Genomic DNA, 25,546 nt, shown 5'->3' with positions numbered 1-25,546 from the left:
TTTAGTAGCGTGAAAGGATACTAGTTGCTTCCTTAACAATTAATTTTGCAGCTAATGGACCACGGCTACGAGACCAAAGATCACGGTTTACTTGAACAACATGTTTATTTTTAACTGCTTTTAATTTTGGCCAAATTGGATTTTTAGAAACATCCTTTAAATCACTTTTACCAGGATCTACATATGCAACAATTAAATCTGGATCAATCGAAAGTATTTTTTCTAAATTAACCGTTTGAAAGTCTGAATACTCTCCACCACGTTCTTTATAAGCATAATTTGCTTTTAATGCCGTAAAAATAGTTCCTGAAAATGAATTATCTTGCCAAACATTGATTCCACTTTTATTAACAAAAAATCCAAGTACGTCGATATTTTTGTCTTTTAATTTAGCTTTTGATTTATTTAATTCACTGTCAAATGAGTTTACAAATGCTTTAGCTTGTGCTTTTTTTCCCATAATATCACCTAGCGTCATTAATTGACTCATAGATTCCTTATAGCTGTTAGCTCTAAACCCTACAACTGGAGATATTTTTTGAAGTTTTGAAAGGATTGCTTTATGAAATTCATAATCTTGATCGATAATAATTAAATCTGGTTTTAAAGCTGTAATTCTTTCTAGACTTGGCGCACTTAATGTACCAACTGACTGAACACCTTTTAATTTATTTTTTAAGTACACAGGTGTTGAGTTTGAATTCGAAATTGTATATCCGACAGGTTTAACACCTAAAGTTAGTACAGCATCAGTACCTGCCATGCTTAATGTAACAATTTTTTTAGGAATTCCTTTTAAAGTTACAACGCCTAATTCTGTTTTAAATTTACGAGTTTTTGTTGCAGCATCAGCTGTATTTCCATTAAATACTGATGTAAATAATAAAATGAATGATAGCAATACAGTAAGTAATGTTGTCTGTTTTTTATGTAACATTTATTTTTCCTCCGTTTATAAAAATGATAACGATAACCATTCTCAGTATAAAGCTTGAATATTTAGACAGTCAATATATTTTTGTAAATATTTTGAAATATCTTGTAGATTTATGTAATAATTTTAATCAATTCGTAATACAATTTTTAATTTTTTTCTTAGTCTATTAAAGGGAACTACAAAAAAGAGCCTCAATTTGCTTGAGGCTCTTTGTGAAGTACTTTTTGCTATTAAAAAGGGAATTAACTCATTTCCGATTCTGAACGCTCGCATTCCAAAGGACCGAAATTTAACCTTGGAATGTATATGGTGCATAAGATTTTAATAAGCTTTTTATACCTTGTTTATGAAATGGCATGTATTGATCTGCTGTTTCAATATCTATCCATTTAATTTGGTATATTTCATCAGGGTATTGGATAGTAATATCTCCGCCAATTATCCTTGCAGAAAATGTAATTAATAAAGTATGGTGATCCCTTTCCGGAAAAAATGCTTCATTAATAGCGACAATATGATCAACTTCAACCTCTAACCCTGTTTCCTCTAACGTTTCCCTAACCGCTGCTTGCTTTAACGTTTCGTTTGGTTCCACTGCACCTCCTGGCAATGTCCAAATTAGATTTTCATTTTGGACCATTAATACAGTGTTATCAGCTTCATTATAAATAAGAGAATAAACGACATTCACATTTTTCAATTTACTTACTCCTTTTACAAAAACGATTCTAATCGAACCATTCAATCTTTATTTTTCAATATGTCTCTCATACACAATATACGAATACACACGATATAAAATTGGAAACACCATAAAAATAGTTAAAAAGATCATCATATCCTCTTTCATAAATAAACTAACAATCAAAACAATTAAGGCAAAAAAAGCGAGTAGAGTACCTGAAAATCCATTGACCGGTTGATTATTTAAAAATAAAGTCTTAGCCCCTTTTAAATCCTTTGCATAACAATCTTCATGATATGGAATCACTTCAAAAAATATTGTAGCGGTTACTAAATCATCTCTTACTTTTATTTCCTTTAAACACTTATCACAATAGATTTGCTTCAAAGGAATCTCTCCTTATTACATAATAAGCCCTAGCTTTTATTTAAAATATTGAGTCACTTTCCCTTTACCTTCATAAACCTCTATCTCTGCAAAAGCACCATTAATGAAAGTGATTTGAGGAGGTACATGCCCACAATCAATGTCAAAAATAACTGGAAATCCTAGTTCTTCATTAAGGTCGTGATAAACATCTTCTATCGTGTAATTTTCTACTGGTTGATAAGCTGGACTACGTCCGAATAAAATTCCTGAACAATTTTCAAACCAACCAGCTAACTTCATTTGTACCAATGATCTTCTTAAGTCAGTTGCATTTAATTCACAGTTTTCGAAATACCAAATAACTGCTTCATTTGGTATGAACTTTTCTCTAAATGCTTTAACATTTCCATATGGAGTTCCAATCAAATGTCTAATTATATCAACACAACCACCAAGTAATCGTCCTTGAATCATTTCTTTTTTATGAGAAACCGTCTTCCAATAAGTTTCCTCCGTTAAATGAAAGACACATGGAGATGGATCAACATGGTTCCATTCTTTTTGATATCGATCAGAAGAGTATTGTGTAACAGAACCTTCTCTTTTTGTTGATAGGACTGATTCCCACATCGCTGTAGTTTCATCAGAAAATTCGCCTCTTAAATCTAATAAATTCGTACCATGTGCAGTAGCCATACCTGTTTTCAATGTTATTGCTAATAGAATGCTACTCGTATCCGAATAGCCTAATAACCACTTCTCTTTAACATTCTCATAATCTATTAGATCAATCATCTCAATTGCTAATTCTCCACCCCAAGGCGGAATAATGAAATCAATATCATCATTTTTCATCATTTGATTAAACTCAATTGCCCTTTTTTTAGAAATTGCTGATTTAGCTTTATCCTGAGTCCAAACCGTTTCACCACAAATCACATGGTAGCCATATTCCTCCATACGACGACAAGCTTGCTTAAAAATATTATGCAAATCTACTGGTACACCAGACGATGGTGCTGTTACACCAATCGTTGAATTCTTCTCAAAAACTGGATATTTAATCATATGATCACCTATTTGCTTTTAGTTGATTCTATTAAAATCTAATTCTATAAACAAGGCTTTTTTGAATTTTTTAGAAAAAATTTCCTTTTCAAACAAAAAACCTCTAATGTACTTGAAACATTTGAGGTTTGATTTACATGTATATAGTGCTTTAGATTAGTTTCTATAAACGATATTTCCATTAACAAACGTAACTTTTACGTTTAATTCTTGGTCAATCAAAACGATGTTTGCTTTTTTCCCACTCTCTAAGCTACCTACTTCATGGTCAATTTTTAACAGTTTTGCTTGATTAAGACTGACCATAGGTAGAATCCTTTCGAGAGGAATGTTTAAAACATCTTTTACATTTTTTAGGCATTCCATTAAATTAGTAGTACTTCCTGCCAAGGAACCTGTTTCATTTGTCCGAGCAATTTTATTTTCTACCTTTACCGCTAAAGTCCCAAGAGAATACTGACCATCTGGTAAATCAGCTGCGGCCATGGAGTCGCTAATTAATAAAATGTGATCATTCCCTTTTGCCTTATAAAGAAGCTTAATTGCACCGGGGTGAACATGCTGCAAATCAGCAATACACTCACAATAACATTGATCATTCGTAAGTACTGCTCCAACACAACCTGGGTCACGATGATTAAATCCTCTCATTCCATTATAAGTATGAACAGCGATCCTTGCACCCTGTTCAATCGCATTATTCGTTATATCATAGTCCGCATTTGTATGTCCTATCGAAACATGAATCCCTTTTTCCGTTAAATGCTGTATCGCTTCAATTGCTAGTTCTTTTTCAGGAGCAATTGTCATGACTTTAATCGTATTGTTTGAAACCTCAATTAGCTCATTCAGCTCACGCAAAGAAAGTTCTCGCATAAATTTAATCGGATGTGCTCCGCGATACTCAGGTGTAATATATGGCCCTTCCACATAAGAACCAATGATTTCCGCACCACTTGTTTGCCCAATTGCTTCACTGATCATCTTTACTGCGTTCTTAATCTTTTCAAAATCATGGGTTAACGTAGTTGGCAAAAATCCAGTTACCCCATGTCGGACAAGTGAAGTAGACATATCTCGCAAAGACTGAATACTATCATCCATTGTGTCATTTCCCGCAAGTCCATGAATATGAAAATCAATTAAACCCGGAATGGCTGCATATCCAGAGAAGTCCAAAATCTCACAAAAAGGCTTATTTGTTGTAATGTCAATTATTTTTCCATCTTCAATTAGTATATAACCGGTATTGATGACTTGTTGAGGTGCATAAACTTCTTTCACCTTAATCGCTATCATTTCATTGCCTCCCATCTAAAAAAGCACCTTACAGACTAAAGGCAACACCACATAGCGATGCTGCCTTTATACTAAAACAAATTATACTTGTAAGCGACTTAATCTTTTTAATGTTAAGTAACCTGCTCCGTACATTCCAGCATCATTTCCTAAAGCAGAAGGAAATACTAAATCCTCTTGATTGTGATAAATAGGCATTATTTCATTCTTAATCTCGATGTTGATATCTTGTAAAAATTGTTCAGTTTGCTCAGCAATACCGCCACCGATTATGATTGCCTCTGGGTTAAGTAAATGTGCTATATTCACCAAGCCTATACTTATATAAGAAACAAATCTCTTATATACCATAGTAGCAATTGGGTCCTTTTCGATGACAAACTGGAGAATTTGTTCTCCAGAAACATTTTCCAATATTATACCTTGTTTCTTTTTTTCCTCAATATAATCATTTACAAAAGCTGAAGTAGCGGCATAACGTTCATAGCAACCTTTTCGACCACATCCGCAAGACCGTCCATTTGCGACAATGACCATATGACCTAACTCACCAGCTAAACGATGGGATCCATTTACAATCTTCCCGTCTATAATGATCGAGCTACCTATTCCAGTTCCTAGTGTTAAAAATACTACGTTTTGCTTCCCTTGAATGGAACCCTTCCACATTTCACCTAAGCATGCACATTTCACATCGTTTTCAACGACTACTGGTAATTCAATTGTTTTCAATATCATTTCAGCTAATTTCATTCCGGTATAGCCTGGTAGATTATTAGAAAAGAGTATTTCCCCTTTTTCATGATTAACAAGACCACATGATGAGATACCGATTCCAGTTATTTTAAAATCGTTTTGAAGACATTTTATCTTTTCAATAATCAGTTCAGGAAGTAATGTTTGAATATCATGTTTAGGGCTTAGTGCTTTATCTTTAAACAACATTTGACCATTTTGATCGATTAGGCCATATTTGACAAATGTACCACCGATATCAAAACAAATAATATAATCCAACTTACATACCCCCTGTTAATTCCTTCACCTCTATGAAGTTCAAAAAGTAATGTACTTGCGATAAATCAATTTCCCCTGTTCTCTCAGATGTAGCATTTGACATTCCGCAGGCACATGCCCACTTGAGTACTTCTTCAATTGAATAATTCCTTGAATGAGCGTATGTGAATCCGGCGAGCATACTATCTCCTGAACCTACTTGATGAACTGACGTCAAGGTCGGAATATTTGCCTGAAGAACTCTGCCACTACTTACTAATAGTGCACCGTGTTTTCCTAAGGAAAGAAGGACGAATTTTATTCCCTTCTGACAAATGGCCCGAGCATGTAGCATCATTTCTTCTAAGGTAGCATCCTTTATTCCAATCAACTTACAAAATTCTTCCCTATTAGGTTTTATTAAAAATGGATTACCTTGAATTCCCTTTTCTAAAGCCTCATTGCTTGTATCTAAAAGCAAGTACTTCCCTTTTTGTTTCGCCTTAACTGCCAGCAGACGATAAAAATCCGATGACAATCCACATGGCAAACTACCAGAAATAACAATGTATTGATTGGTATTAAGGATTTTATCAAAATTCTTCAAAAACTCTTCTACTTCATTTTCCTCTATCATAGGACCTTGTTCAAGAATTTCTGTATGACCTTCGTTTGATTCAATCGCCAAACAGAATCTTGTGTTTCCCTTGATTGGTACAAACTGATTCACCAATTCCCATTTAGGGAATTGCTCAGCAATCCATTCACCACTTTTTCCTCCTAGAAATCCTGTGCAGGTTACTTTAGCTCCTAACTGTGATAATACACGGGAAACATTTAATCCCTTTCCTCCCGCCGTTTTATCCACTATTGAAACACGGTTCACCTCATCCAGCTGAAAAACTGGAAGATTGTATCGAATATCAATCGCTGGGTTACATGTAACTGTTGCAATCATTCTACTAACCTCGATTCACACTACCACACATTTTGATTTTATCGGCAACCACTTTTTTCATTTCAATAACTGCATCTTGAAAATAATACCTTGGATCATTTGCATCTGGATGTTCTTGTAAATATCTACGAAGTCCTTTTACGAAAGCAATTTTTAATTCAGTAGCAATATTTACTTTACAGATCCCACTATCGATTGTTTTTTGAACTAAGTCATCTGGCAAACCTGAAGCGCCATGAAGAACTAACGGAATATCAACTTCCCTTTGAATGGCAGCCAATCGATCGATATCCAATTTTGGTTCCCCTTTATAAAGTCCGTGAGCAGTACCAATTGCGACAGCCAGTGAATCGATTCCAGTTCGTGAAACAAACTCCTGAGCCTGCGTCGGATTTGTATAAATCTGATCCCTCTCATCCACTTCCAAGTCATCCTCTATCCCACTAAGCCGGCCAAGCTCCGCTTCAACCGCTACGCCAAATGGTGCTGCATACTCCACTACTTCATGGACAATCCTAACATTCTCCTCAAAGTCATAATGTGATGCATCAATCATGACAGACGAAATGCCCAATTGAATCAATGTTTTAATATCCTCAAATTTCTCATGATGATCGAGGTGGAAACAGATTGGAATATCATAGCTTTTTTTAGCGGCTTCCATCATACCAATAAAAAAATCCTGACCAATATAACGCACAGTACTTGGTGTAGCAGCGATCATAACCGGAGACCGTAGCTCTTGTGCAGTTTCTAAAACAGCTTTCATCGTTTCTAAGTTATGAATATTAAAAGCTGGTACTGCGTAGCCCTTTGACTGTGCATCTAATAGAATCGCACTTCTTGAAGTAATCATGATACATCTCCTCCATTTTTCGACTCATTCGCATAAGGGTGGATGGTAACGCCTTTTACAACTCTATTTACAACGCCTGATGGTGATGGATTATCTGGAGAAAAACCAAGATTAATAGATTTATACATAGCAAAGGTTTGTGCATATAAGATGTATGGGAAAGTAAGTAAAATATCATTATTAACCTTCGGAAGATCCACATGATAGAAAATATCACAATGATTTACAGAGACTTCATCCTTAATGGAGGAAATCGCCACAACCTTTCCTCTTTCTGTTTCTCGATAAATTTCTTCTAAAATATCGAGATCGTATTGTCTAGTATAGGAGTGACTTGATAAGAACACGAATACAATCGTTTCTTTATCTAAAATTGATTTTGGACCATGGCGGAAACCTAAGGAAGTATCAAAAGAAGATGGAATCGTTCCACCTGTTAATTCTAATAATTTTAAAGAAGCTTCTCTTGCTAATCCTTCAAATACACCAGACCCTAAATAAACAACCTTTGAAAAAGTGGAGGTTGCTAGTTCTTTTACACTTTTTTCGCTTTCACTGATTATGGAATTTCCAGCCTTAACAATGTCATCAAGCGTTGTTTCCAATGTATGAATATGTCTAACATGAGAAAGAAGTAAAACAGAGAGAAGCATTGTTGTAAAACTACTTGTCATCGCAAAGCCTTGGTCATTTGCTTCCTTTGGCATATAAATGACTAAGTGATTTGGATCATTTTTCTTTTTCTCAGCTAAAAGTCCATCTGGATTACATGTAAAAATAATGCCGTAAAAATCTTTTATGATTTGTTCTCCTAAATTAACCGCCGCTAAGCTCTCTGGGCTATTTCCTGAACGTGCAAAGGAAATCATAATTGTTGGAAAGTTTTCATCTAAAAACGAATCAGGATTTGAAACAATATTCGTTGTTGCAATACTTTCAACCACTATTTTTTTGTTATTCACGATTCCTTTTAGATGAGGAAGGATGGTATCACCAACAAAAGCTGAAGTCCCAGCACCAGTTAAGATGATACGCAATCGTTCATGCTTATTTTCAATACTCTTTAAAAATGAAAAAATCCGATCTCTATGATATAAAATAATTTCCTTCGTCTCGTTCCATAATCTAGGCTGCTGGGCTATTTCTTTTGCTGTATGGCTGGCACCTACATTCATTCTCTCGAATTCACTTGATTTTAATAGCTCCATTTTTTCTCCTCCTACTAAACAGTTCATGTCGTCATTACCAGTTAGAGTGAAATAGATACAGAAAGTATCTATTTCAATTCAACCGTATAAGTAAATTTGTCACCTCTAGCAATAGAAATCGTATATTCAATTACTTTGCTTTGGTCATAGGTAATACGCTTTAACATAAGACATGGTGCACCTTCATTTATGTTTAACATGTCTGATTCCACATTATTTGCACTAACCGCCATAAAGCTCTCCAATGCTTTAGAAATTTTCACATTATACTGGGAACTAAAAATTTCATACATTGGTGTTTGCTCTAATTCCTGACTAGAAAGGTTTTTAAACTCTTTAACTGGAACATAAGATGTTTCGTATAACATCGGATCCTGGTCAGCAAGCCTTAATCGAACAATCTTAAATACTTCTTCTTCAACCGGTAGATCCATGACTTTTGCAATTTTATGATCACAAAATATTTTCTCAAATGAAACGACCTGAGTGGTTGGAAGTTTTCCGACTTTTTTCATCTCTTCTGTAAAACTATAAAACTTCACAAGGCTTTGATTGTGCGTTCTTGGTGAAACATACGTTCCTTTACCATGAACCTTATAAATAAACCCCTGTTTTTCCAACTCCTGCATTGTTTGCCTTACAGTTGTTCGGCTCACTCGGTAGGAATCACACAATTCTCGTTCAGATGGTAGTTGATCATTTTCAACAAGCTCACCTGATTCGATTTTTTCTAATAAAATATCCATTAATTGATAATACAGAGGAAGTCGAGAATCCTTTTCTACCATGATATGCTCCTTTAGGTGGTATCTTTGTCATAACCAGTTATTAATAAGTATATTATACATAATATTGAAAAAGTTACCACATTTTGTCGCAGTAGATTTTTTTATAAAACTTCCTCTTTCATCTCTTTCAAGCTTTCCACATATTTCTTTAATGACACGGTTGCTCCAGTAACTCTTGATTCCTCTGCTGCATAGGCAATCATGTGACTTTGTGCAGAAACAAAAGCGGATGTTAAACTACTATTACTTTTCTGTTTTACACTTTGAATGAAGTCCGCCATTATACTTGTATCTGCCCCCATATGACCCCCATCTACTGTTTCAGGGTGAATGATTTCTTTTTTTCCTGAAAAGTAGTTGATTTCGAGTTCATTTTTTGCGTCATTCCCATTAATTTCACCCTTTGTACCCATGATTTTAAAGTTTCTAAAGGTCTCCTTTGTAAAAGCAGTCATGGTAAAGGCAACTGTCACATCATTATCAAACAATAAATTCACTACTTGATGGTCCACTACATCGTTATCACAATGATACACACATCGACCATATGGACCTTCTTGAATCGCCTTAAGTCTACTTTCTATACTTGAATCTGCCGAAATGACATTAGCTGGCCAAACATCACGATCGTGTAAATACCATTTAGCAGCTGAATATGGACATTCTTTTTCCACCTTACATCCATCCAAGCAACGATATGTTGAGCCTTCTGGAGCATTTTCCTTTTTAAAATAAGATAAGCTTCCATACGAAGAAACACTTTGACATTCCTTGCCAATCAACCATGCCAACATATCCATATCATGACAGCTTTTTTGAAGGATCATCGGGCTTGATTCCCCTGAATTGCGCCAGTTTCCACGAACAAAGCTATGTGCTTGATGAAAATATCCAACATTCTCATTCCACTGAATGGATACGATTTCTCCAATTGCTTTTTGGTCAATGACATCTTTTAATGCTTGATAAAAAGGAGCATATCGCATCACATGACAAACCGTTAATAACGTATTATGTTTGCGAGCTGCTTCGGCAATTTTTAATGTCTCATGAGGAATTGGTGACATTGGTTTCTCTAGCAAAATACTATACCCTTTTTCTATTGCTTTCATAACAGGTTTAAAATGATCTCGGTCCGGACTACAAATTAAAAGTGCTTCACAAAGCTGTTCTTTTTCTAATAGCTCCGTCCAATCTTCAAATCTCATATTCTCTGGAATATTATGCGTTTGAGCAAATTTCTCTCGCTTTTCTTTATTTGGTTCAGCTACCGCAATGAATTGAATTTCATGTGGATATTGAAGAGCATACGATCCATATGCATAAAAACCCCTGCTTCCCGCTCCGATTAAAGCTGCTTTCATCATCAGTTTCCTCCTAGCTTTATGAAATCTATTATTTTCCGCCTGTTATGGCAATTCCTTCAATAAATTGCTTTTGCAAAATCATAAATAAAATAAGCATTGGTACGATCGCTAAAAAAGATCCTGCCATTAAAACTGGATAGTTTGTTAAATATTGGCCTTGCAACGAAGACAAACCTACTGATAGTGTCATAGATTCTGGTGAACTATTAACAATCATTGGCCACATTAACTCATTCCAGCTCCAAAGAGTTGTAAAAATTCCTAAAGCCACTAAACCTGGTTTTGCTAGAGGTAGCATAACTCGCCAGTAAATTTGAAAATGGTTACACCCATCTAATCTAGCCGCTTCTTCTAACTCTTTTGGAAGCCCCATAAAAAACTGACGTAATAAGAATGTACCAAATGCACTAAATAAACCAGGAACTACCACGGCTTGCAAAGTATTTAGCCATCCTAATTTCACCATAATCATATATTGCGGTAGTAAAAAAACTTGCCCTGGTACCATTAAAACAGATAATGCTACTAAAAACAGAACATTTCTACCTGGAAATTCTATCCTCGCAAACGCATAGGCAGCTAGTGAACATAAAAATAGTTGTCCAGCTGTCCGAAGAACAGTAACGAGTAATGTGTTAAGCATAAATTTGAAAAAAGGAAGCAATGTAAAAACTTCTTTATAGTTTTCCCATTGAAAATCCTTTGGAATGATTACTGGTGGAACATGGATTGACTCCGCATAAGTCTTTAATGAAGTTAGGAACATCCAAATAAAAGGTAGGACCATCGCAACGGCGCCGACTATTAGGATGATATGGATTAGTAGTGTTTTACTTGTAATAAGCTGTCTCGTTTTTTCCAATGGTTATTCCTCCTTTAATCATAATGAACCCATTTTTTCTGTAAAACCATTTGAATCGCAGTAATAATGAGGATAATAATCAGTAATAGAACAGCGATTGCGGCTGCATAACCTTTATCGTTTAAAACGAACGCATGCTGATAAAATAAATATACAATAGATTGTGTTTTCTCCAATGCTGTACTGCCTTTACCAATCATCATAAAAATTAAATCAAACACTTGAAACGCCCCAATAAAGGACATAATCGTAACGAAGAAAATGACTGGAGAAAGTAATGGTAGCGTTATTTTAAAGAACACCTTGATTGGACCTGCTCCATCAATTTCCGCCGCTTCGTAGTACGTCTTCGGTATTCCCTGCAATCCTGATAAGAAAATGACTACGTTATAGCCAATTCCACTCCAAATCGCTACTACTATAACTGAATACAATGCAATTTTCGGATCACTTACCCATTGAGGACCCTTTATTCCAATAAGAGATAAAAGATAATTCAAGAGGCCATAATCTGAATTATATAGCCATCTCCACACCATAGCGATCGCAGCGGGCATTGTTATAACTGGTAAAAAATATAAAGTTCGATATACCGATTTCCCCTTTATTTTCTGGTTTAAGAGAACTGCTACTAGAATAGAAAGGAAAATTCCAATTGGAACTGTAAATAAAATATAAATGCCAGTATTCTTGAAAGACTGTAAAAGGTTAGCATCATCTACCATTCGTTTGTAGTTGTCTAATCCCGTCCACTCGTACTGCCCAAATGCTCCCCACTCTGTAAAACTAAAGTAAATCGTTTGAAGTATTGGCCACAAATAAAAAACCAATAAGCCAAGCATAGTAGGAGCAATCATCAGATAAGCCCAAAAGAAATCAGAACGCTTTCTTGTTTTGCTTATGTTTGGTACCTTCAATTTTCTTTTTTTCGCATTTACTTCAACTGGTAGAGGAATTTCCTTCACTATACTCCCTCCTTTTAAGGAAAATAAAGAGAAGAAACTACTTCTCCTCTTCATTTTTTCTAGTTCTTAGATAGTGCCTCATTTGCTTTTTTCGTTAACTCTTTTACAGCATCCTCTACACTTTCTTCCTCGCTCCAGGCTTTTTTCAGAACATCAGTTTCGTACTGCCAAATTTCCCCTGTATTTTCCACACTTGGTAATGGTACAGAATAATCAACACCATCGATAAATGCTTTAAGATTCAAATTTGGGACTGATTGTAACCATGCATCCTGGGTACCATTGTAAGCAGGAATAACAGTTCCTGTTTTTGCATATACTTCCGCTGCATCCTTAGATCCTAAAAACTGCACAAACTTCCAAGCAGCATCTTTATGCTTCGTATTTGCAGCAATAACATTAGATAATCCATGAATCGCAACAGCACGTTGCTTTCCTTTTGGAACAACCGCTACATTTAAATCAGGATTTTTCTTATACTCTGGAACCATCCAAGGACCATCAAACATCATAGCGATTTTGCCTGAAGAGAATAGTTCAGAAGCCGCTGTTTCTGTCATTTGAGCTTGTGTTGGAGAAAGCCCATCTTCAATAAAGCTAATATTAAATTTTAATGCCTCAATCGCTTCAGGTTGATCAAATCCAACAGACTTACCATCCTCAGAGATAATATGACCACCATTTTGCCAAATGAAATCATAATATCCACCTTGATTACCCATTAAAGCAGCATATCCCCAAATACCCTTATCTTTATTTGTTAGCTTAGTAGCTACTTCCTTCAACTTGTTCCAGTCCCAAGTATCATCAGGATACGGTACACCTGCTTCATCAAAAATCTTTTTGTTATACCATAAACCAGTCGTATCAAAATCTTTTGGAATTCCATATACTTCATCATCAACTGTGTAAAGATCAATTAACGACTTCGGATAATTATCAAAGCTATAATCATCTTTTTTAGCCATATCGCTTAGTGGAAGAATGACTTTACCTTTTGCATATTGAACTACATGTGGACCATTCATCCATAACACATCAGGAAGTGCCCCACCAGTTGCAGCTGTTTCAAGCTTTTGGAAATATTGTGCATATGGAGTCAGCTCGGTCTTCACTTTAATATCAGGATTTTTTTCATTAAATAATTTTATAATTTCTTCAATTGCAGGGACTTGCTTCTTATCCCAAAATCCATAAGTAATCTCAACTTTTCCATCACTTGATGTTTCATCACTAGAACTACAACCTGCTAACCCTAGTAATCCCAACGCCAATGTTAAAATCATGATAAGCCATTTTTTCATCTTTTTTCCCTTCCTTCTTATGAAAGTTTAATAGATTACCAACCTAATAAAAACCACCTCATCATGATGTTATTACCAGTTGTTGTGTAAAGGCTTACAAAAATGTCTTACAGTAACTTCAGTTTCAATATGCGGATCAGCACCTCCTAGTAGCAACATAGTAATGACGTCATTACCAGTTGTAGATAGTATAACACCTCTTTTTCAAATCCAAAATACCTTTTCATCATTTTTTTCTGAAAATTAAATCGACACATTTCATCATAATTCCCAAAGACTTACATTTGTTGTAGTTTGGTGGTCGCTCTTTTCTATAAAGACAAACACCTTACTATTCCTGTAGTTTTTAATTCATTCTCTTCTGAAAAAACCTCTAATGTACAATAAACACTAGAGGTTTTTCATAACTATTTAAAATATCTTTCGCTGCTGGCGATCGTCTTTTACGATTTCTACTGCTTCTCTGAACCTTTGTGAATGAATGATTTCACGCTCTCTTAAAAATCTTAAAGAATCATTTAAATCTGGATCATCTGACATATCAATAATCCATTGATATGTAGCGCGTGCTTTTTCTTCAGCTGCAATATCCTCATATAAATCTGCAATTGGATCACCTTTTGCTTGAATATAAGCCGCTGTAAATGGAACACCGTCAGAATTGTGGTAGAACAAAGCGCTATCATGCGATGCATAGTGTGCATCTAGCCCTGCTGCTTTCATTTGGTCAGGAGTAGCATCCTTTGTTAATTTATAAATCATCGTAGCAATCATTTCCAAATGTGCAAATTCTTCCGTACCAATATCTGTTAATAGTCCGATTACTTTGTCAGGTATTGTGTATCGTTGGTTTAAATATCTTAAAGCAGCAGCAAGCTCTCCATCTGCTCCACCATATTGTTCAACTAGAAATTTAGCTAACATTGGGTTACATGTACTTACTTTAACTGGATATTGTAACTTCTTTTCATAGATCCACATCTGATTCTCCCCCTTCTAAACTTGCCATGGCCAAGGGCCTTTACCCCAGCCCCAATTCTCACCAGATAAACTATTACCAAATTGAAAAAGTGGACCATATTTAGCTTCAAAATTAGCTTCAATTTGTTTCTTATACTGTGCGTACTGATTAAATTGGTTAATTGCATTTACATCATCAGGGTGAGTATCTAAGTATAAAGTCAATTCGACTAAGACAAAATCAACTGCTTGTAATTCTTCTAATTCTTGATAGTATTCCGGCGGTAATGAACTTGTCATCTTTTTTACCCCCTTGCTTTATAAGGATTGTCATAAAAATCATAGAAAACTTTCCAGAGTGTACCTTTTTGTAATGCTTCCTTATAAGGAAATTGTTCTAAATTTGGTGGTTGAAATCCTAAATAAAGATGTGGTGGAGTTGAATAGAATTTCTGTCCAATTGGTGGACAAGGATCATTTGGTCCATGAAAGACACTATATGCTTTAACATGGGTAAACTGGAGATTATTTTCTTTTTGATTATCGTTCAAAGTGATCACTCCTTTGAAAGTAAAAACATCAACTATTTCACTATATTCATAAATCAAAGAATTAATGAGAAAGAAATAGAGCTATTCATGAAATGATCTATTATTTACTTCATAGGCGGCTCGAATGCCTGATTCAACAGCACCTTCAATCCAAGCAGGTGCTGTTGAGGTGTGCTCTCCGGCAAAGTGAACTCTTCCCTCTGGCGTGTAAATATGAGGTGAGAGCTCTTTATTTTGTTCCGGTTTAAACATTGAAAAAGCACCACCAGCGTATGGGTACAATGCCCAACTATGTGTGTATCCAGTAATATATTCTGTATATACTTGGTCCCCATGAATTGTCGCCAAATCTCTCAACGCATTCAAAATACGATCTTGTTCTGACATACTATCCCAAATTAATGCATCATCTTCCCAAGTGTAGCTAGCTAATATGATGCCGGAACCATTAATACCATTATGATTACTAGGATAATAAGCGAATCGAATTGGTAAATCTGTTGTAAGCTTCCCTCCAAGGATTCCTTCCTTCTCCCAAAACCTTGTCTTAAATTGCAAACCAATCTTTGTTGAGGCCACATAATGTAGCTCTCGAATTGCTTTCCATTTGTTATATGAAAATGAATCACGTGGGTAAACTTCAATAAAGTTTAGTAATGAGAATGGAATTGTAATAATCGCATAATCACCTGAGGTTTCAAAAGGTTTATGGGTAGTATAATGATCTGAATGAATCGTAACTTGGTGATTTTCTTGCACGATTTTATTCATTTTTTGACCAAAAAATATATGTTCTTTCAATTTTTCATGAAATTTGTGAGCTAACTTATCATTTCCACCAGTAATTTCATAAAACTTAAGATCTTTCGTTAACAAAACAATAAACTCTCTTAATATTGCTGTAAAAGCTAGCTCAGGAAATCCTTCCAATCCTACAAGTACTTTAACCTTTTCTACCGCACCTGGAGAAAGAGGCTCGCCTACGGGGTTATAACGTAAAAAAGAGTCCATCGAATAACGATCTAACTCCTCAATTACTTTATCCCAATTTTCTTCAGGATTTTGATTAATATAATCGATTACTGGTTTAATTGATCTTTCAATTAAAGAATCTACATTTATACCTTTTTCATTTTCAGACACATGATAACCTAGCATATCTGGATTTTTTTCATACTTTTTTTGGATCGTTTTAATGCCATTCGCAAATATAACATCATCTGATTTCCCATTTATAAATTCATTCATTTCTAGACCAAATTTTTTTATATACGCCATAACAAGTTGATGGGTAGATGGGATTCTCATTGCACCTAGCTCAAGATATTGGTCATTAATAAATGGGTTTCTTTTCGTATAAATTCGACCTCCAGCTCGCCCATTTGCTTCCAAAACAACAACATCATGACCAGCTTCTTTTAGTAACGAAGCAGACACTAACCCCGCAATACCTGCTCCTACAATAATAATTCTTTTAGGATTGGTTGTTTTTTCTAAACCGTGATGAATGCAAGATAGCATCTCTTCCTTTGACATAACCTTCTCAGATGTACGATTCATGTCTTCTCTCCTAAAAAAACATAATTTAGTTCAAAAGAATCTTATTCACTAAAATATTTCAGTAGAAGGTTTTTTTATAATATTCATTAAAAATTTTTACTTTTTCTAACAAAAGAGAGTTGAATAATAAAAAATTATTACAATGTATATAAAAAGAGGAGTTTTGAAGCAATAAAAAAAGCAATACCATTAATAGGTACTGCCTTTCCTCACTAGAACGTGTTACTTATGAAAACTTGTCATAAAAATATAACCTAATATTATATTCGAAAGTACTGTTGATTTTGCTTGTAGTAGCTCCACCGCTATATATTGCCATAATTGTAAAAAGGGAATGTGATAGTGTATATACATATATCCAGAAAGATATAAAGCTGGAATTCCTAACACTATAAGCTTCGTCACATTTATTTTCCAACTCCCCTTTTTCTTCCATTCGGCTAATAATTGTGGCAATCCAAGACATAAACCAATCGGAACGTATAAGAAAGATAAAATAAATATATATTCTGAGTAGTCATAAGTCTCAGCTGCAATCTTCTGTATATGATTATTAATTGATAAACACCCTATTGAAATTCCGTACAATAAGACTAAAAACCCTATATATTTCAAAGATTTATAAAAAATCATTTTATCCCTCCTTCTGTTATATTTATTTCTTTCTAGCTCTTGAAAGTACCTTTAATTGTAAGAATGAAACTGATATTTAGAAACGAAAAACACCTTCTGAGGATGCTTCCCTAAAAGGTGTTTTTTGAGTGTTACTCATGATATTATGACTCTTCAGTAGACAGTTCTTGTTTCAGTTCTTGATCTTTGATCACTACATTTTCACTTTTTTTCAGTTTATTGATTACATCGTCAATTGATTTTGCATTAGCATTTAAATAGTCTTCCTTTACTTTTTCTTTCACATCCTCATAATCCTTTTGTACATGCTTGGTAACTTTTATAATATGGTATCCATAATCTGTTTGTACTGGAGCGCTAATTGTGCCAGCTTTTTGTTTAAATGCTACTTCCTCAAACTCTGACACCATTTCTCCACGAGCAAATTCACCTAATGAACCGCCTTTTTTTGCCGTCGTTGTGTCAGTAGAATTTTCATTCGCTAACTTAGCAAAGTCTTCTCCTGCATCTAATTGCTTCTTAATATTGTTTGCTTCCTCTTTCGTACTTACTAAAATATGCGATGCTGTAACATAATCATAGTTTGTTTTATTTTCATTATAATAAGCCTTTAATATTTTCTCGCTTGTCTTGATTCCATCAGTTACTGCTTTTTTCTGTAAAAGGTTTAACGTAAGCTCCTTTTTGAATGCAGTTAAGTCTTTATAACCATTGCTAGTTAAGGTATTCTCAAACTCTTCTGTTGTTGAAAATTGAGATTGATATTTATCTAATTCCTTATTTAATTCTTCATCAGTAACTTTATATTTGTTACTAAGCAATTTTTCTTGGATTAATCCATCAAGTATAGTTGCTCCATTTGAAGTTTTTAATACCTCGTACAATTCTTCTTTTGTGATATTACCAGAATCAGTTTTTACTACTACCTCATTATTAAATGAAGAACATCCACTTAGTCCAATCGATAATGCAAGGCATCCCGCAAACGTTATTAATCTTTTTTTCATCTTATTAACCCTTTTCCTATTCATTTTTCAATGTAAATTAAGTATTTTGTTCACTAATTTTAATTGTTAAAGTTATTTTTTCACCATTTCGGTAAACATCGATTTTACTTTCTTTTCCTACTGTTGCTTGTGTATATAAATATTTCCTAAAATCACCTACATTGCCTACTTTTGTCCCATCAAATGAAACGATTACGTCTTTCACCTTTAGACCAGATGAAGCTGCAGCTGAGGAAGGATCAACTGAATATACGACCACTCCCTCAGTCACTTCATCTGAAAGATTTAATTGATTTTGTCGAGTATATGCATCTAATTCATTTATACTTTGTAGCCCAACACCTAGATATGGCCTACTTACTTTCCCATCCTCTAGTAAATCTTCAATAATTGGTTTTACATCCTCAGTTGGAATCGCAAAACCTAATCCTTCTACACCTTCTTCAGAGATTTTCAGGCTATTAATTCCTACTACCTGTCCTGAACTATTAATTAATGCTCCGCCACTATTCCCAGGATTGATTGCAGCATCTGTTTGAATTACATTTAAATCCCAATCACCTTCAGAAGTTGAAACGGCAATTGTTCTTTCTTTACTACTAATAATCCCTTGCGTTACACTACCAGAAAAATCTAACCCTAATGGATTACCAATTGCAGCAACTTGCTCCCCAACTCTTAAAGCTGATGAATCACCAAAGCTAGCTACAACCGTTACATTTTTACTATCAATCTTTAACACAGCTAAATCTGAAAGTGGATCAGTGCCGACAATCTTTGCCTCCACTCGATTTCCATTTGCTAATGAGACCTCTACACGATCTGCCCCTTCAATAACATGGTTATTTGTTACAATATACGCGCTATCTCCATTTTTCTTAAAAATTACACCCGAGCCGGTTCCACTATCCTGACTATTGCTTTCTGATTGCGTGTTTTGGTAGTAGCCATTCGTCTGTTGTTTGATATTTACAACACCTACCACAGCTTCAGAAACCTTTTCGATTGAATCTAACATCTGACTAGCGCTATTATTTGAGGTTTTCTCAATTGGCACTATATTTTCAGAAGATGTTGTTTTTTCCACGTTTTTTACTGTTGCACTTTCAACCAATGGTAGATTAATTAGTTCATTTAAATCTATATAATTAGTTGAATAAACCGTAATAATTGATCCTAAAACCGCTCCAGATAAGGTTGCTAAAAATGTTGGAAAGACTCTTTTCTTCCTTTTAACTGGTTTCTCTTTTATTTCCTTTTCTATAAAGTTCATACTTTTCTTCTCCCTTTCTAATTCATTCAAATTTCAATACACATATAAATCTTTCATCATAATCAATTAAACTTGTCTTAGTTGTTCTATATTGTTCATTCTAAGACTGAATGGTGAAAATTTGATGAAAAGGGAGACTACAAACATTTTTTGCAATAAAAAAAGCATAAGCCGTTTTTTATCGACTTACGCTTTTTTACTGATATGATTTTGAAAGTGGTACACGAATTGTAAAAATACTTCCATATCCGATTTCACTATTTACTTCAATTGTTCCATTATGAATATCAACTATCCATTTGGCAATTGCTAAACCAAGACCATGGCTACCACTCTGTCTTGCTCTTGATTTATCAACTCTATAAAAACGATCAAATATTCGTTTATAATCCTCGGGTTTAATCCCAATTCCCGAATCCTTCACTTGAATCGTTAATGAACTCTCTTGTTGTGAAAGAATTAATTGAACCTCTCCACCATTTGGCGTATATTTAATTCCATTGTCTATCAATATATATAACAGCTGTGATAATTTCTCTGAATCGCCCTGAGCAATCACAATCTCTGGTGCTTTTAAACTAAGATTAATTTGTTTTGAAGTAGCTAATGGCTCTAACGAAACAATCGCTTTTTCGGCATATGGTCGAAAATCAAACCTTTCAATTTTCAACTCAACCCGATTAGAATCTGAGCGAGCCAATGTTAGTAAGTCACTAACGAGGTTTGTCATCCGTTTTACTTCATCTTTCATATTAGAAAGAACTTTACGAGAAAAATCATCTTCTTCAGTTTCAATTGTCATTTCCATCGCATCAATTGAAGAAAGCATGACACTTAGTGGTGTTCTCAACTCGTGAGATGCATCTGCAACAAACTCTCTTTGTTTATGAAATGAATTGGCTATTGGCACCATCGCTTTTTTGGACATGATTCTACTCATAAAAAATGCGATACCAGAAAAAATGACTGTTAATCCACCTAATATAATTCCAACCCACTTGAATAATTCATATGCAACTGAAATATCCTTACCAACGTAAATAGTACCAATAAATTGCCCCTTATAAAACAAAGGTTCACCCGCAATCATCAGTCGAATATCATCTTGAATCGGCGGAACTTTTAACTCATGCTGCTGTTTAAAACCATCGTGACCAATGTTCCACCTAAACTTTTCTACTTTTAATCGAACTTGACGAGTATCATTTTGCTCAGGGGACCATCCTTTTACAAGGCTCAATAACTCAGACCTGAGTTGTGGAATATCCTCTTGCCCCATCATCAATGCTCCATTAGGATTGACTACATAATAAAAAAACTGATCTACTCCAGCTAACACTACTTCTTGATTTTGATTTTCCAATAGTTCATTATTTTGAATCATATAGTTTTCAATAATTTTTGCTTCCTGTGAAGCCAAAGATGCAACTGTTCGTTCTTGATCTTTACGAATGACCGTATAAATGAGTGCAAAAACAACAAATATGAAAAGTACTAAAAACAATATAACAAGTCCACTATAAACAATGGTTAACTGACCTTGCGTTCGTTTAAAGACGTCCTTCTCTCCGTTATTTCGAAAACCGGGTAAAAAGGAAAGAAGTTTAATTTTCAAATTTATACCCTACCCCTCTAATGCTTTGAAGCACCTCTTGTTTTCCGAGATTATCTAATTTCTTCCGAAGTAATTTAACTGTTGCATCAATTGTCTTCATGGAAACATCTGAATCATATCCCCAAATGCGTTCCAAAATAATTTCTCGCGGCAATACTTGACCTTTATTTTGAATTAATAGATCTAACAACTGAAACTCACGCGGACTTAATTGAATTTCAACATCCTCACTTTTAAGAATTTGACTCGTCCTATTCAACGTCATCTCATTTAGGTTGATTTCATCTTCTAAAATAGGAGCATAATTGCGTCTTGAAAGTGCTCTCAAGCGAGCTAATAATTCATTTATTTCAAAAGGCTTCACTAAATAATCGTCTGCTCCTGAGTCTAAACCCTCAATTCGATCATCTACAGCATCTTTTGCAGTAAGCATCAGAATAGCTCCGGCATATCCTTCTTTACGTAATTTACTGCAAACCTCTATTCCAGTTAAATTTGGCATCATCCAATCTAAAATTAACACTTCATAATGAGTATTTCTAGCATAATAAAATGCATCGTCTCCATCAGTAACCCATTCCACTTTATATCCAGCTTTTTTCTTTAACATATAACTAATAAGTTCACCTAGTTTTAAATCATCTTCAGCTAATAATATATTCAAAGGTTTTCCCTCCTCATTTACCTATTTCGGATTAATAGACTAGTTATTGAAATGACAATTACATTAAAAATTTGCTTAGAATGAAATACCCAATACACAGTGCTTGAGCAAAAAATAAAAGCCCCCAAATCGCAGCAGGAATATATGTCTCATTAGCTAAGCTCGTCGCATCCCCTGCATTTTTACGTTCTATCATACTAAGTTTAAATACTGTAAATGCACTGAATATCGATTGAATAAAGACAACAGCAGAGAGGAACAAACTCGTATGCATAAAAAGTGCTTTGTTTTGTAAGTAGATAACAATAGATAATAAGGAAATGAGGGAAATCGTCCAACAAATGCCATATACATTACGAATCCACAATATTAATGAAATACATAAGATGGAAAATATAAAATAAACAACCATTTTAAACATACCCATACTAAGAAAATAAAATAATATAAGTGCTGAAACTGATGATCCGACATAACCAGAAATATAGATTAATGTTTTTGGTACCACTTTTGTGGTTACATTCGTGATTGCTAATCCTGAACCATCTCTTTCTAATCTAATTTTATGTCTAACTTTCCCACTAAAAATCGCTGCACAAATAACATGAAACACTTCATGTAGCAATGTATTAATTAAAGAGATATTTACATTAATAAAAGGAATCATTCTTATTAATATAGCAATAAACAAATATATATAAACTAATATTGTAGTCTCCATTATGATTCTCCTTGTTCAATTAACTAGATGGTTATACGATTGAAAAGGAAGCAACCGTTTACTGTTATACGATGCTTCCTTTCTATTATAAGCTCTGTAATTGTTTAAAGTGGAATGATTTATTGTCAGGTTGATGTAAAGAAAACAACCGAACAATCCATAGTTGATGGAAGAAAGTATTCGACTCCTTTGGTGGTAGCGGGGCAGATGAGACCCCTAAAATGAAAGTACTTTGAAACAATATTGCATTCCTCAAGGACAGAGTATCCCGAATTCATATCACACTATTCTTAAATTAGAATGCGTTAGTTGATTACAACTCCAGGATGCTCCCTTTCCGTGGGGCGAGAGCTGAGCCTCCTCGGTGTCCTGCGGGGTCTCAGCCTTCCCGCATCTCCCACAGGAGTCTCGCACCTTCCGTTGTAATCAACTTCTGTCATTATTTTTTAAACCCAGGAAGAAGCATACTTTTATAAATAGAGCTTGAATAAATTAATGCATAAATGGACTCTTGATAAACATGATTCAAAAACAGTCTTATTTTAAATCAAGCTGTTACTTTCACGTCTTCTTTTAAGTTCTTTAATTCCTCTTCAAGTTCTTCATTATTAATACTTAAATCATTTGAAAGGAAATTTCTATTTTGGTTATAACTTTCAGAAGCTTGTACTTCTGCTTCTAACATAAGAATACGATCTTCAGCTCTAGCCATTCCATTTGCAATGCTTTCTGAATTAAATGAAACAGTCGTTTGTTGAATCTGCTTAATTGATTTTGCTACATTAGCTCTTGAGATTAGTAAAATTCTTTTATGCTGGAATTCATCATATTTGTTTTGCATCTCGCTTAATTTGTTTTTTAGTGACTCAGTTTGCAATTGAATTGCTTTAAGCTGCTCATTATATAAAACTAATTGTTTTTCATGAACTAACTTTTCTTGAATTGCTAATTTTGCAATTGGATCTTCTCCACGTTCAACTGCAAGTTTAGCCTGTCCAATTCGTTTTGAAACTAATGCTTCTGTTTCTAAAACCAAAGTCTTTTGTTTGTTCTCTAAGAAAATTTGACGTGCTAACGCTTCTTGGCCTTTTGCAAGGTCATATTCCATTTCTCTAATATATTGATTTAACATCGCAATTGGATCTTCTAATCCATCAAGTGCGCTATTCATTTGTGCAGCTGTGATTGTTTTCATTCTTTTAAAAATACCCATTTTACTCATTCTCCTTATTTGGATTTATATTTATACTTCTTTCCCACTTGTCTAAAAGTTCTGCGTTCTGTCTGTTCATAGGTGTATTAACACTTGGTAATGATGTCTCGCCAACAAACTGATTGAATGAATTATTCTTGTTCGTTTTTTGTAGCTTTTTAAATAGGATCCTTCCTATTACGAAAACCGCAAGTAGGAATAAAATCATCCCAATCCAACCAAAATCATGACCATGGTGTGGACCATTTATCATCATTACCTCCTGATGATGTTCAAATACAGGTCCAGGTCCTCCCGCTCTTCTTATGTAATGAACTTCTTGATGTACTCGATGGCCATTAAAAAATCCAAACATTCCTAGTACAAAGCGTATACCTACTAACAAAAATATTGTTCCAGATACCCAGATAATCATTTTTTTAACACTGGCATTCATTCATTTTCCCTCCTTTCATTCTTGATAAGTAGAATAATATAGACCAATGGTGAAAATATGGTGAAAATTTTTACATGTTCAAAAACAAAAAAACACTCAACTATTTGTGAGTGTTTTTTTTAAAAATTTATTCTTTGATAAATTCTTTCGTACTTCTAATCGTATCAATTGGACGAACCATGCTTTCAATTTCTGCACGTTTTGATTCTAAAAATGGAGGTAAAGATAATTTTTCACCTAGCGTTTCATAAGGTTCATCTCCCATAAATCCTGGGCCATCTGTTGCAAATTCAAATAAAATTTGTGGCGCAACTCTTACATATAATGATTCAAAGAAGTGACGGTCGACATACCCAGAAGTTGGGAATTGGAAAGATTCAAAGCGTTTAATCCACTCTTCTAATACAGATCGATCCTCCACACGGAATGCAGTATGATGTACAGTCCCAAACCCTTGGATAGCTTGAGGTAATATAGTATTATACTCAACGATTACCTGTGCACCATTTCCACCTTCACCTACTTCGAATAAATGAACCGAACCATCCTTATCAATCTCTTTAAATAACATAACTTTTTCTAGTACTTCTTTAAAATAGTCGAAATGGGCAGTTCGTACAAAGATTGGTCCTAATCCAGTAATAGCGTACTCTAAAGGAATTGGTCCATTTTGCCAAGGTGTACCTGACTCAACGCCTGTGTTGCCTTCATCTGAAATTAATTGATATTGTTGATCATCAAAATCAACAAAAGATAAAGTCTTCTTACCAAATTGTGTTTTAATTCCAGTATGTTTTACTTCTAAACGATCAAAACGTTTTAACCAATAGTCAATTGCTTCATCACTTGGTACACGGAATGATGTTTTTGATATTTCGTTTGTTCCATGTACACCTTTTGGAATCCCTGGAAAATCAAAGAATGTCATATCTGTTCCAGCACTACCTTTATCATCTGCAAAGAATAAATGATATGTTTGAATATCATCTTGATTTACTGTTTTTTTAACTAATCTCATTCCTAATACATACGTAAAAAATTCATAATTTTTTTCTGCACTACTTGTAATAGCTGTTACATGATGGATTCCTTTTAAACCGTTCATTTTTTTCCTCCTATTGAACATAACGTTCGATTTAATTTAATTCCTCTATATTTTGTTTCATTATTCATACTTGAATACGGGTAGAAAAAATATCTCGAATTCAAGATATCTTGAATTCGAGATAAATATATCATGAATCACTTTTT

27 protein-coding genes are annotated in these 25,546 nt (G+C 34.4%); all 27 read right to left on the bottom strand.

Annotated features, from left to right (window positions below; translation table 11 throughout):
• Position 1 precedes the first annotated feature (1 nt).
• Positions 2-937: an ABC transporter substrate-binding protein gene (locus ACX6U0_RS17025; RefSeq protein WP_464961067.1), complete on the bottom strand. Its 936-nt coding sequence runs from the start codon at positions 935-937 to the stop codon at positions 2-4.
• Positions 938-1,226: 289 nt separating this feature from the next.
• Positions 1,227-1,628 carry an NUDIX hydrolase gene (locus ACX6U0_RS17020; RefSeq protein WP_464961156.1) on the bottom strand — a complete coding sequence of 134 codons (402 nt, stop codon included), beginning with the start codon at positions 1,626-1,628 and terminating at the stop codon, positions 1,227-1,229.
• A gap of 57 nt (positions 1,629-1,685) precedes the next feature.
• The gene (locus tag ACX6U0_RS17015) at positions 1,686-2,009 is read right to left on the bottom strand and encodes a hypothetical protein (protein WP_464961066.1); all 324 of its coding nucleotides are present in this window, start codon (positions 2,007-2,009) and stop codon (positions 1,686-1,688) included.
• Between the two features lie 36 nt (positions 2,010-2,045).
• Positions 2,046-3,059 carry a S66 family peptidase gene (locus ACX6U0_RS17010; protein WP_464961065.1) on the bottom strand — a complete coding sequence of 338 codons (1,014 nt, stop codon included), beginning with the start codon at positions 3,057-3,059 and terminating at the stop codon, positions 2,046-2,048.
• 156 nt (positions 3,060-3,215) lie between these two features.
• Positions 3,216-4,358: an N-acetylglucosamine-6-phosphate deacetylase gene (nagA, locus tag ACX6U0_RS17005; RefSeq protein ID WP_464961064.1), complete on the bottom strand. Its 1,143-nt coding sequence runs from the start codon at positions 4,356-4,358 to the stop codon at positions 3,216-3,218.
• A gap of 81 nt (positions 4,359-4,439) precedes the next feature.
• Positions 4,440-5,375, bottom strand: a complete 936-nt coding sequence (locus ACX6U0_RS17000) for an ROK family protein (protein ID WP_464961063.1) — start codon at positions 5,373-5,375, stop codon at positions 4,440-4,442.
• 1 nt (position 5,376) lies between these two features.
• A complete protein-coding gene (pfkB, locus tag ACX6U0_RS16995) occupies positions 5,377-6,312 on the bottom strand; it encodes a 1-phosphofructokinase (RefSeq protein WP_464961062.1) in 936 nt (311 codons plus the stop codon).
• Between the two features lie 4 nt (positions 6,313-6,316).
• Positions 6,317-7,168 (bottom strand): tagatose-bisphosphate aldolase subunit GatY, encoded by an 852-nt coding sequence (gene gatY / locus ACX6U0_RS16990; RefSeq protein WP_464961061.1) that lies wholly within the window; start codon positions 7,166-7,168, stop codon positions 6,317-6,319.
• The gene (locus ACX6U0_RS16985) at positions 7,165-8,376 is read right to left on the bottom strand and encodes an SIS domain-containing protein (RefSeq protein WP_464961060.1); all 1,212 of its coding nucleotides are present in this window, start codon (positions 8,374-8,376) and stop codon (positions 7,165-7,167) included. Before ACX6U0_RS16985 ends, gatY begins: the two co-directional genes overlap by 4 nt.
• A gap of 68 nt (positions 8,377-8,444) precedes the next feature.
• Entirely contained in the window at positions 8,445-9,164 is a 720-nt protein-coding gene (locus ACX6U0_RS16980) for a GntR family transcriptional regulator (RefSeq protein ID WP_464961059.1), read from the bottom strand.
• 101 nt (positions 9,165-9,265) lie between these two features.
• Positions 9,266-10,531: a Gfo/Idh/MocA family protein gene (locus ACX6U0_RS16975; protein ID WP_464961058.1), complete on the bottom strand. Its 1,266-nt coding sequence runs from the start codon at positions 10,529-10,531 to the stop codon at positions 9,266-9,268.
• A gap of 28 nt (positions 10,532-10,559) precedes the next feature.
• The gene (locus tag ACX6U0_RS16970; protein ID WP_464961155.1) at positions 10,560-11,318 is read right to left on the bottom strand and encodes a carbohydrate ABC transporter permease; all 759 of its coding nucleotides are present in this window, start codon (positions 11,316-11,318) and stop codon (positions 10,560-10,562) included.
• 89 nt (positions 11,319-11,407) lie between these two features.
• A complete protein-coding gene (locus ACX6U0_RS16965; protein WP_464961057.1) occupies positions 11,408-12,358 on the bottom strand; it encodes a carbohydrate ABC transporter permease in 951 nt (316 codons plus the stop codon).
• 59 nt (positions 12,359-12,417) lie between these two features.
• Positions 12,418-13,662, bottom strand: a complete 1,245-nt coding sequence (locus tag ACX6U0_RS16960; protein ID WP_464961056.1) for an ABC transporter substrate-binding protein — start codon at positions 13,660-13,662, stop codon at positions 12,418-12,420.
• A gap of 411 nt (positions 13,663-14,073) precedes the next feature.
• Positions 14,074-14,643, bottom strand: a complete 570-nt coding sequence (locus tag ACX6U0_RS16955) for a manganese catalase family protein (RefSeq protein ID WP_088000701.1) — start codon at positions 14,641-14,643, stop codon at positions 14,074-14,076.
• Positions 14,644-14,658: 15 nt separating this feature from the next.
• Positions 14,659-14,922 (bottom strand): spore coat protein CotJB, encoded by a 264-nt coding sequence (locus tag ACX6U0_RS16950; RefSeq protein WP_464961055.1) that lies wholly within the window; start codon positions 14,920-14,922, stop codon positions 14,659-14,661.
• A 5-nt stretch (positions 14,923-14,927) separates the two neighbouring features.
• Positions 14,928-15,083, bottom strand: a complete 156-nt coding sequence (locus tag ACX6U0_RS16945; RefSeq protein WP_464961154.1) for a spore coat associated protein CotJA — start codon at positions 15,081-15,083, stop codon at positions 14,928-14,930.
• A 171-nt stretch (positions 15,084-15,254) separates the two neighbouring features.
• Positions 15,255-16,733, bottom strand: coding sequence for a flavin monoamine oxidase family protein (locus tag ACX6U0_RS16940; protein ID WP_464961054.1), 1,479 nt, complete (start codon positions 16,731-16,733; stop codon positions 15,255-15,257).
• Between the two features lie 222 nt (positions 16,734-16,955).
• Entirely contained in the window at positions 16,956-17,366 is a 411-nt protein-coding gene (locus tag ACX6U0_RS16935; RefSeq protein WP_464961053.1) for a hypothetical protein, read from the bottom strand.
• A 143-nt stretch (positions 17,367-17,509) separates the two neighbouring features.
• Positions 17,510-18,373, bottom strand: a complete 864-nt coding sequence (locus ACX6U0_RS16930; protein WP_464961052.1) for a peptidylprolyl isomerase — start codon at positions 18,371-18,373, stop codon at positions 17,510-17,512.
• 37 nt (positions 18,374-18,410) lie between these two features.
• Positions 18,411-19,646 carry a S1C family serine protease gene (locus tag ACX6U0_RS16925; RefSeq protein WP_464961051.1) on the bottom strand — a complete coding sequence of 412 codons (1,236 nt, stop codon included), beginning with the start codon at positions 19,644-19,646 and terminating at the stop codon, positions 18,411-18,413.
• 196 nt (positions 19,647-19,842) lie between these two features.
• On the bottom strand, positions 19,843-21,261 hold the full coding sequence (locus ACX6U0_RS16920; protein WP_464961050.1) for a sensor histidine kinase: 1,419 nt from the start codon (positions 21,259-21,261) through the stop codon (positions 19,843-19,845).
• Positions 21,251-21,925, bottom strand: a complete 675-nt coding sequence (locus ACX6U0_RS16915) for a response regulator transcription factor (RefSeq protein WP_464961049.1) — start codon at positions 21,923-21,925, stop codon at positions 21,251-21,253. The genes ACX6U0_RS16920 and ACX6U0_RS16915 overlap by 11 nt, the downstream gene beginning before the upstream one ends.
• Before the next feature lie 58 nt (positions 21,926-21,983).
• Entirely contained in the window at positions 21,984-22,646 is a 663-nt protein-coding gene (locus ACX6U0_RS16910) for a M50 family metallopeptidase (RefSeq protein ID WP_464961048.1), read from the bottom strand.
• 547 nt (positions 22,647-23,193) lie between these two features.
• On the bottom strand, positions 23,194-23,859 hold the full coding sequence (locus ACX6U0_RS16905) for a PspA/IM30 family protein (protein ID WP_464961047.1): 666 nt from the start codon (positions 23,857-23,859) through the stop codon (positions 23,194-23,196).
• 1 nt (position 23,860) lies between these two features.
• Positions 23,861-24,295, bottom strand: a complete 435-nt coding sequence (locus tag ACX6U0_RS16900) for a hypothetical protein (protein ID WP_464961046.1) — start codon at positions 24,293-24,295, stop codon at positions 23,861-23,863.
• A gap of 127 nt (positions 24,296-24,422) precedes the next feature.
• On the bottom strand, positions 24,423-25,400 hold the full coding sequence (locus tag ACX6U0_RS16895; protein WP_464961045.1) for a ring-cleaving dioxygenase: 978 nt from the start codon (positions 25,398-25,400) through the stop codon (positions 24,423-24,425).
• Between the last annotated feature and the right edge of the window lie 146 nt (positions 25,401-25,546).

The sequence above is a fragment of the Gottfriedia sp. ABJ_BB2_2 genome (assembly GCF_055484705.1).
This window is presented reverse-complemented; position numbering and strand designations above follow the sequence as displayed.

Bases quoted from the DNA above. Each gene is read 5' to 3' on its own strand.
- ACX6U0_RS16950 (WP_464961055.1), bottom strand. From the start codon at position 14,922: ATGACAAGTTCATTACCGCCGGAATACTATCAAGAATTAGAAGAATTA.
- ACX6U0_RS16930 (WP_464961052.1), bottom strand. From the start codon at position 18,373: ATGAAAAAAAGATTAATAACGTTTGCGGGATGCCTTGCATTATCGATT.
- ACX6U0_RS16970 (WP_464961155.1), bottom strand. From the start codon at position 11,318: ATGGTCCTACCTTTTATTTGGATGTTCCTAACTTCATTAAAGACTTAT.
- ACX6U0_RS16940 (WP_464961054.1), bottom strand. From the start codon at position 16,733: ATGAATCGTACATCTGAGAAGGTTATGTCAAAGGAAGAGATGCTATCT.
- ACX6U0_RS16960 (WP_464961056.1), bottom strand. From the start codon at position 13,662: ATGAAAAAATGGCTTATCATGATTTTAACATTGGCGTTGGGATTACTA.
- ACX6U0_RS16925 (WP_464961051.1), bottom strand. From the start codon at position 19,646: ATGAACTTTATAGAAAAGGAAATAAAAGAGAAACCAGTTAAAAGGAAG.
- ACX6U0_RS16985 (WP_464961060.1), bottom strand. From the start codon at position 8,376: ATGGAGCTATTAAAATCAAGTGAATTCGAGAGAATGAATGTAGGTGCC.
- ACX6U0_RS16955 (WP_088000701.1), bottom strand. From the start codon at position 14,643: ATGTGGATCTATGAAAAGAAGTTACAATATCCAGTTAAAGTAAGTACA.
- pfkB (WP_464961062.1), bottom strand. From the start codon at position 6,312: ATGATTGCAACAGTTACATGTAACCCAGCGATTGATATTCGATACAAT.
- ACX6U0_RS16905 (WP_464961047.1), bottom strand. From the start codon at position 23,859: ATGGGTATTTTTAAAAGAATGAAAACAATCACAGCTGCACAAATGAAT.
- ACX6U0_RS16910 (WP_464961048.1), bottom strand. From the start codon at position 22,646: ATGGAGACTACAATATTAGTTTATATATATTTGTTTATTGCTATATTA.
- ACX6U0_RS16975 (WP_464961058.1), bottom strand. From the start codon at position 10,531: ATGATGAAAGCAGCTTTAATCGGAGCGGGAAGCAGGGGTTTTTATGCA.
- ACX6U0_RS17025 (WP_464961067.1), bottom strand. From the start codon at position 937: ATGTTACATAAAAAACAGACAACATTACTTACTGTATTGCTATCATTC.
- ACX6U0_RS17010 (WP_464961065.1), bottom strand. From the start codon at position 3,059: ATGATTAAATATCCAGTTTTTGAGAAGAATTCAACGATTGGTGTAACA.
- ACX6U0_RS16895 (WP_464961045.1), bottom strand. From the start codon at position 25,400: ATGAACGGTTTAAAAGGAATCCATCATGTAACAGCTATTACAAGTAGT.
- nagA (WP_464961064.1), bottom strand. From the start codon at position 4,358: ATGATAGCGATTAAGGTGAAAGAAGTTTATGCACCTCAACAAGTCATC.
- ACX6U0_RS16900 (WP_464961046.1), bottom strand. From the start codon at position 24,295: ATGAATGCCAGTGTTAAAAAAATGATTATCTGGGTATCTGGAACAATA.
- ACX6U0_RS16935 (WP_464961053.1), bottom strand. From the start codon at position 17,366: ATGATTTTTTATAAATCTTTGAAATATATAGGGTTTTTAGTCTTATTG.
- ACX6U0_RS16980 (WP_464961059.1), bottom strand. From the start codon at position 9,164: ATGGTAGAAAAGGATTCTCGACTTCCTCTGTATTATCAATTAATGGAT.
- gatY (WP_464961061.1), bottom strand. From the start codon at position 7,168: ATGATTACTTCAAGAAGTGCGATTCTATTAGATGCACAGTCAAAGGGC.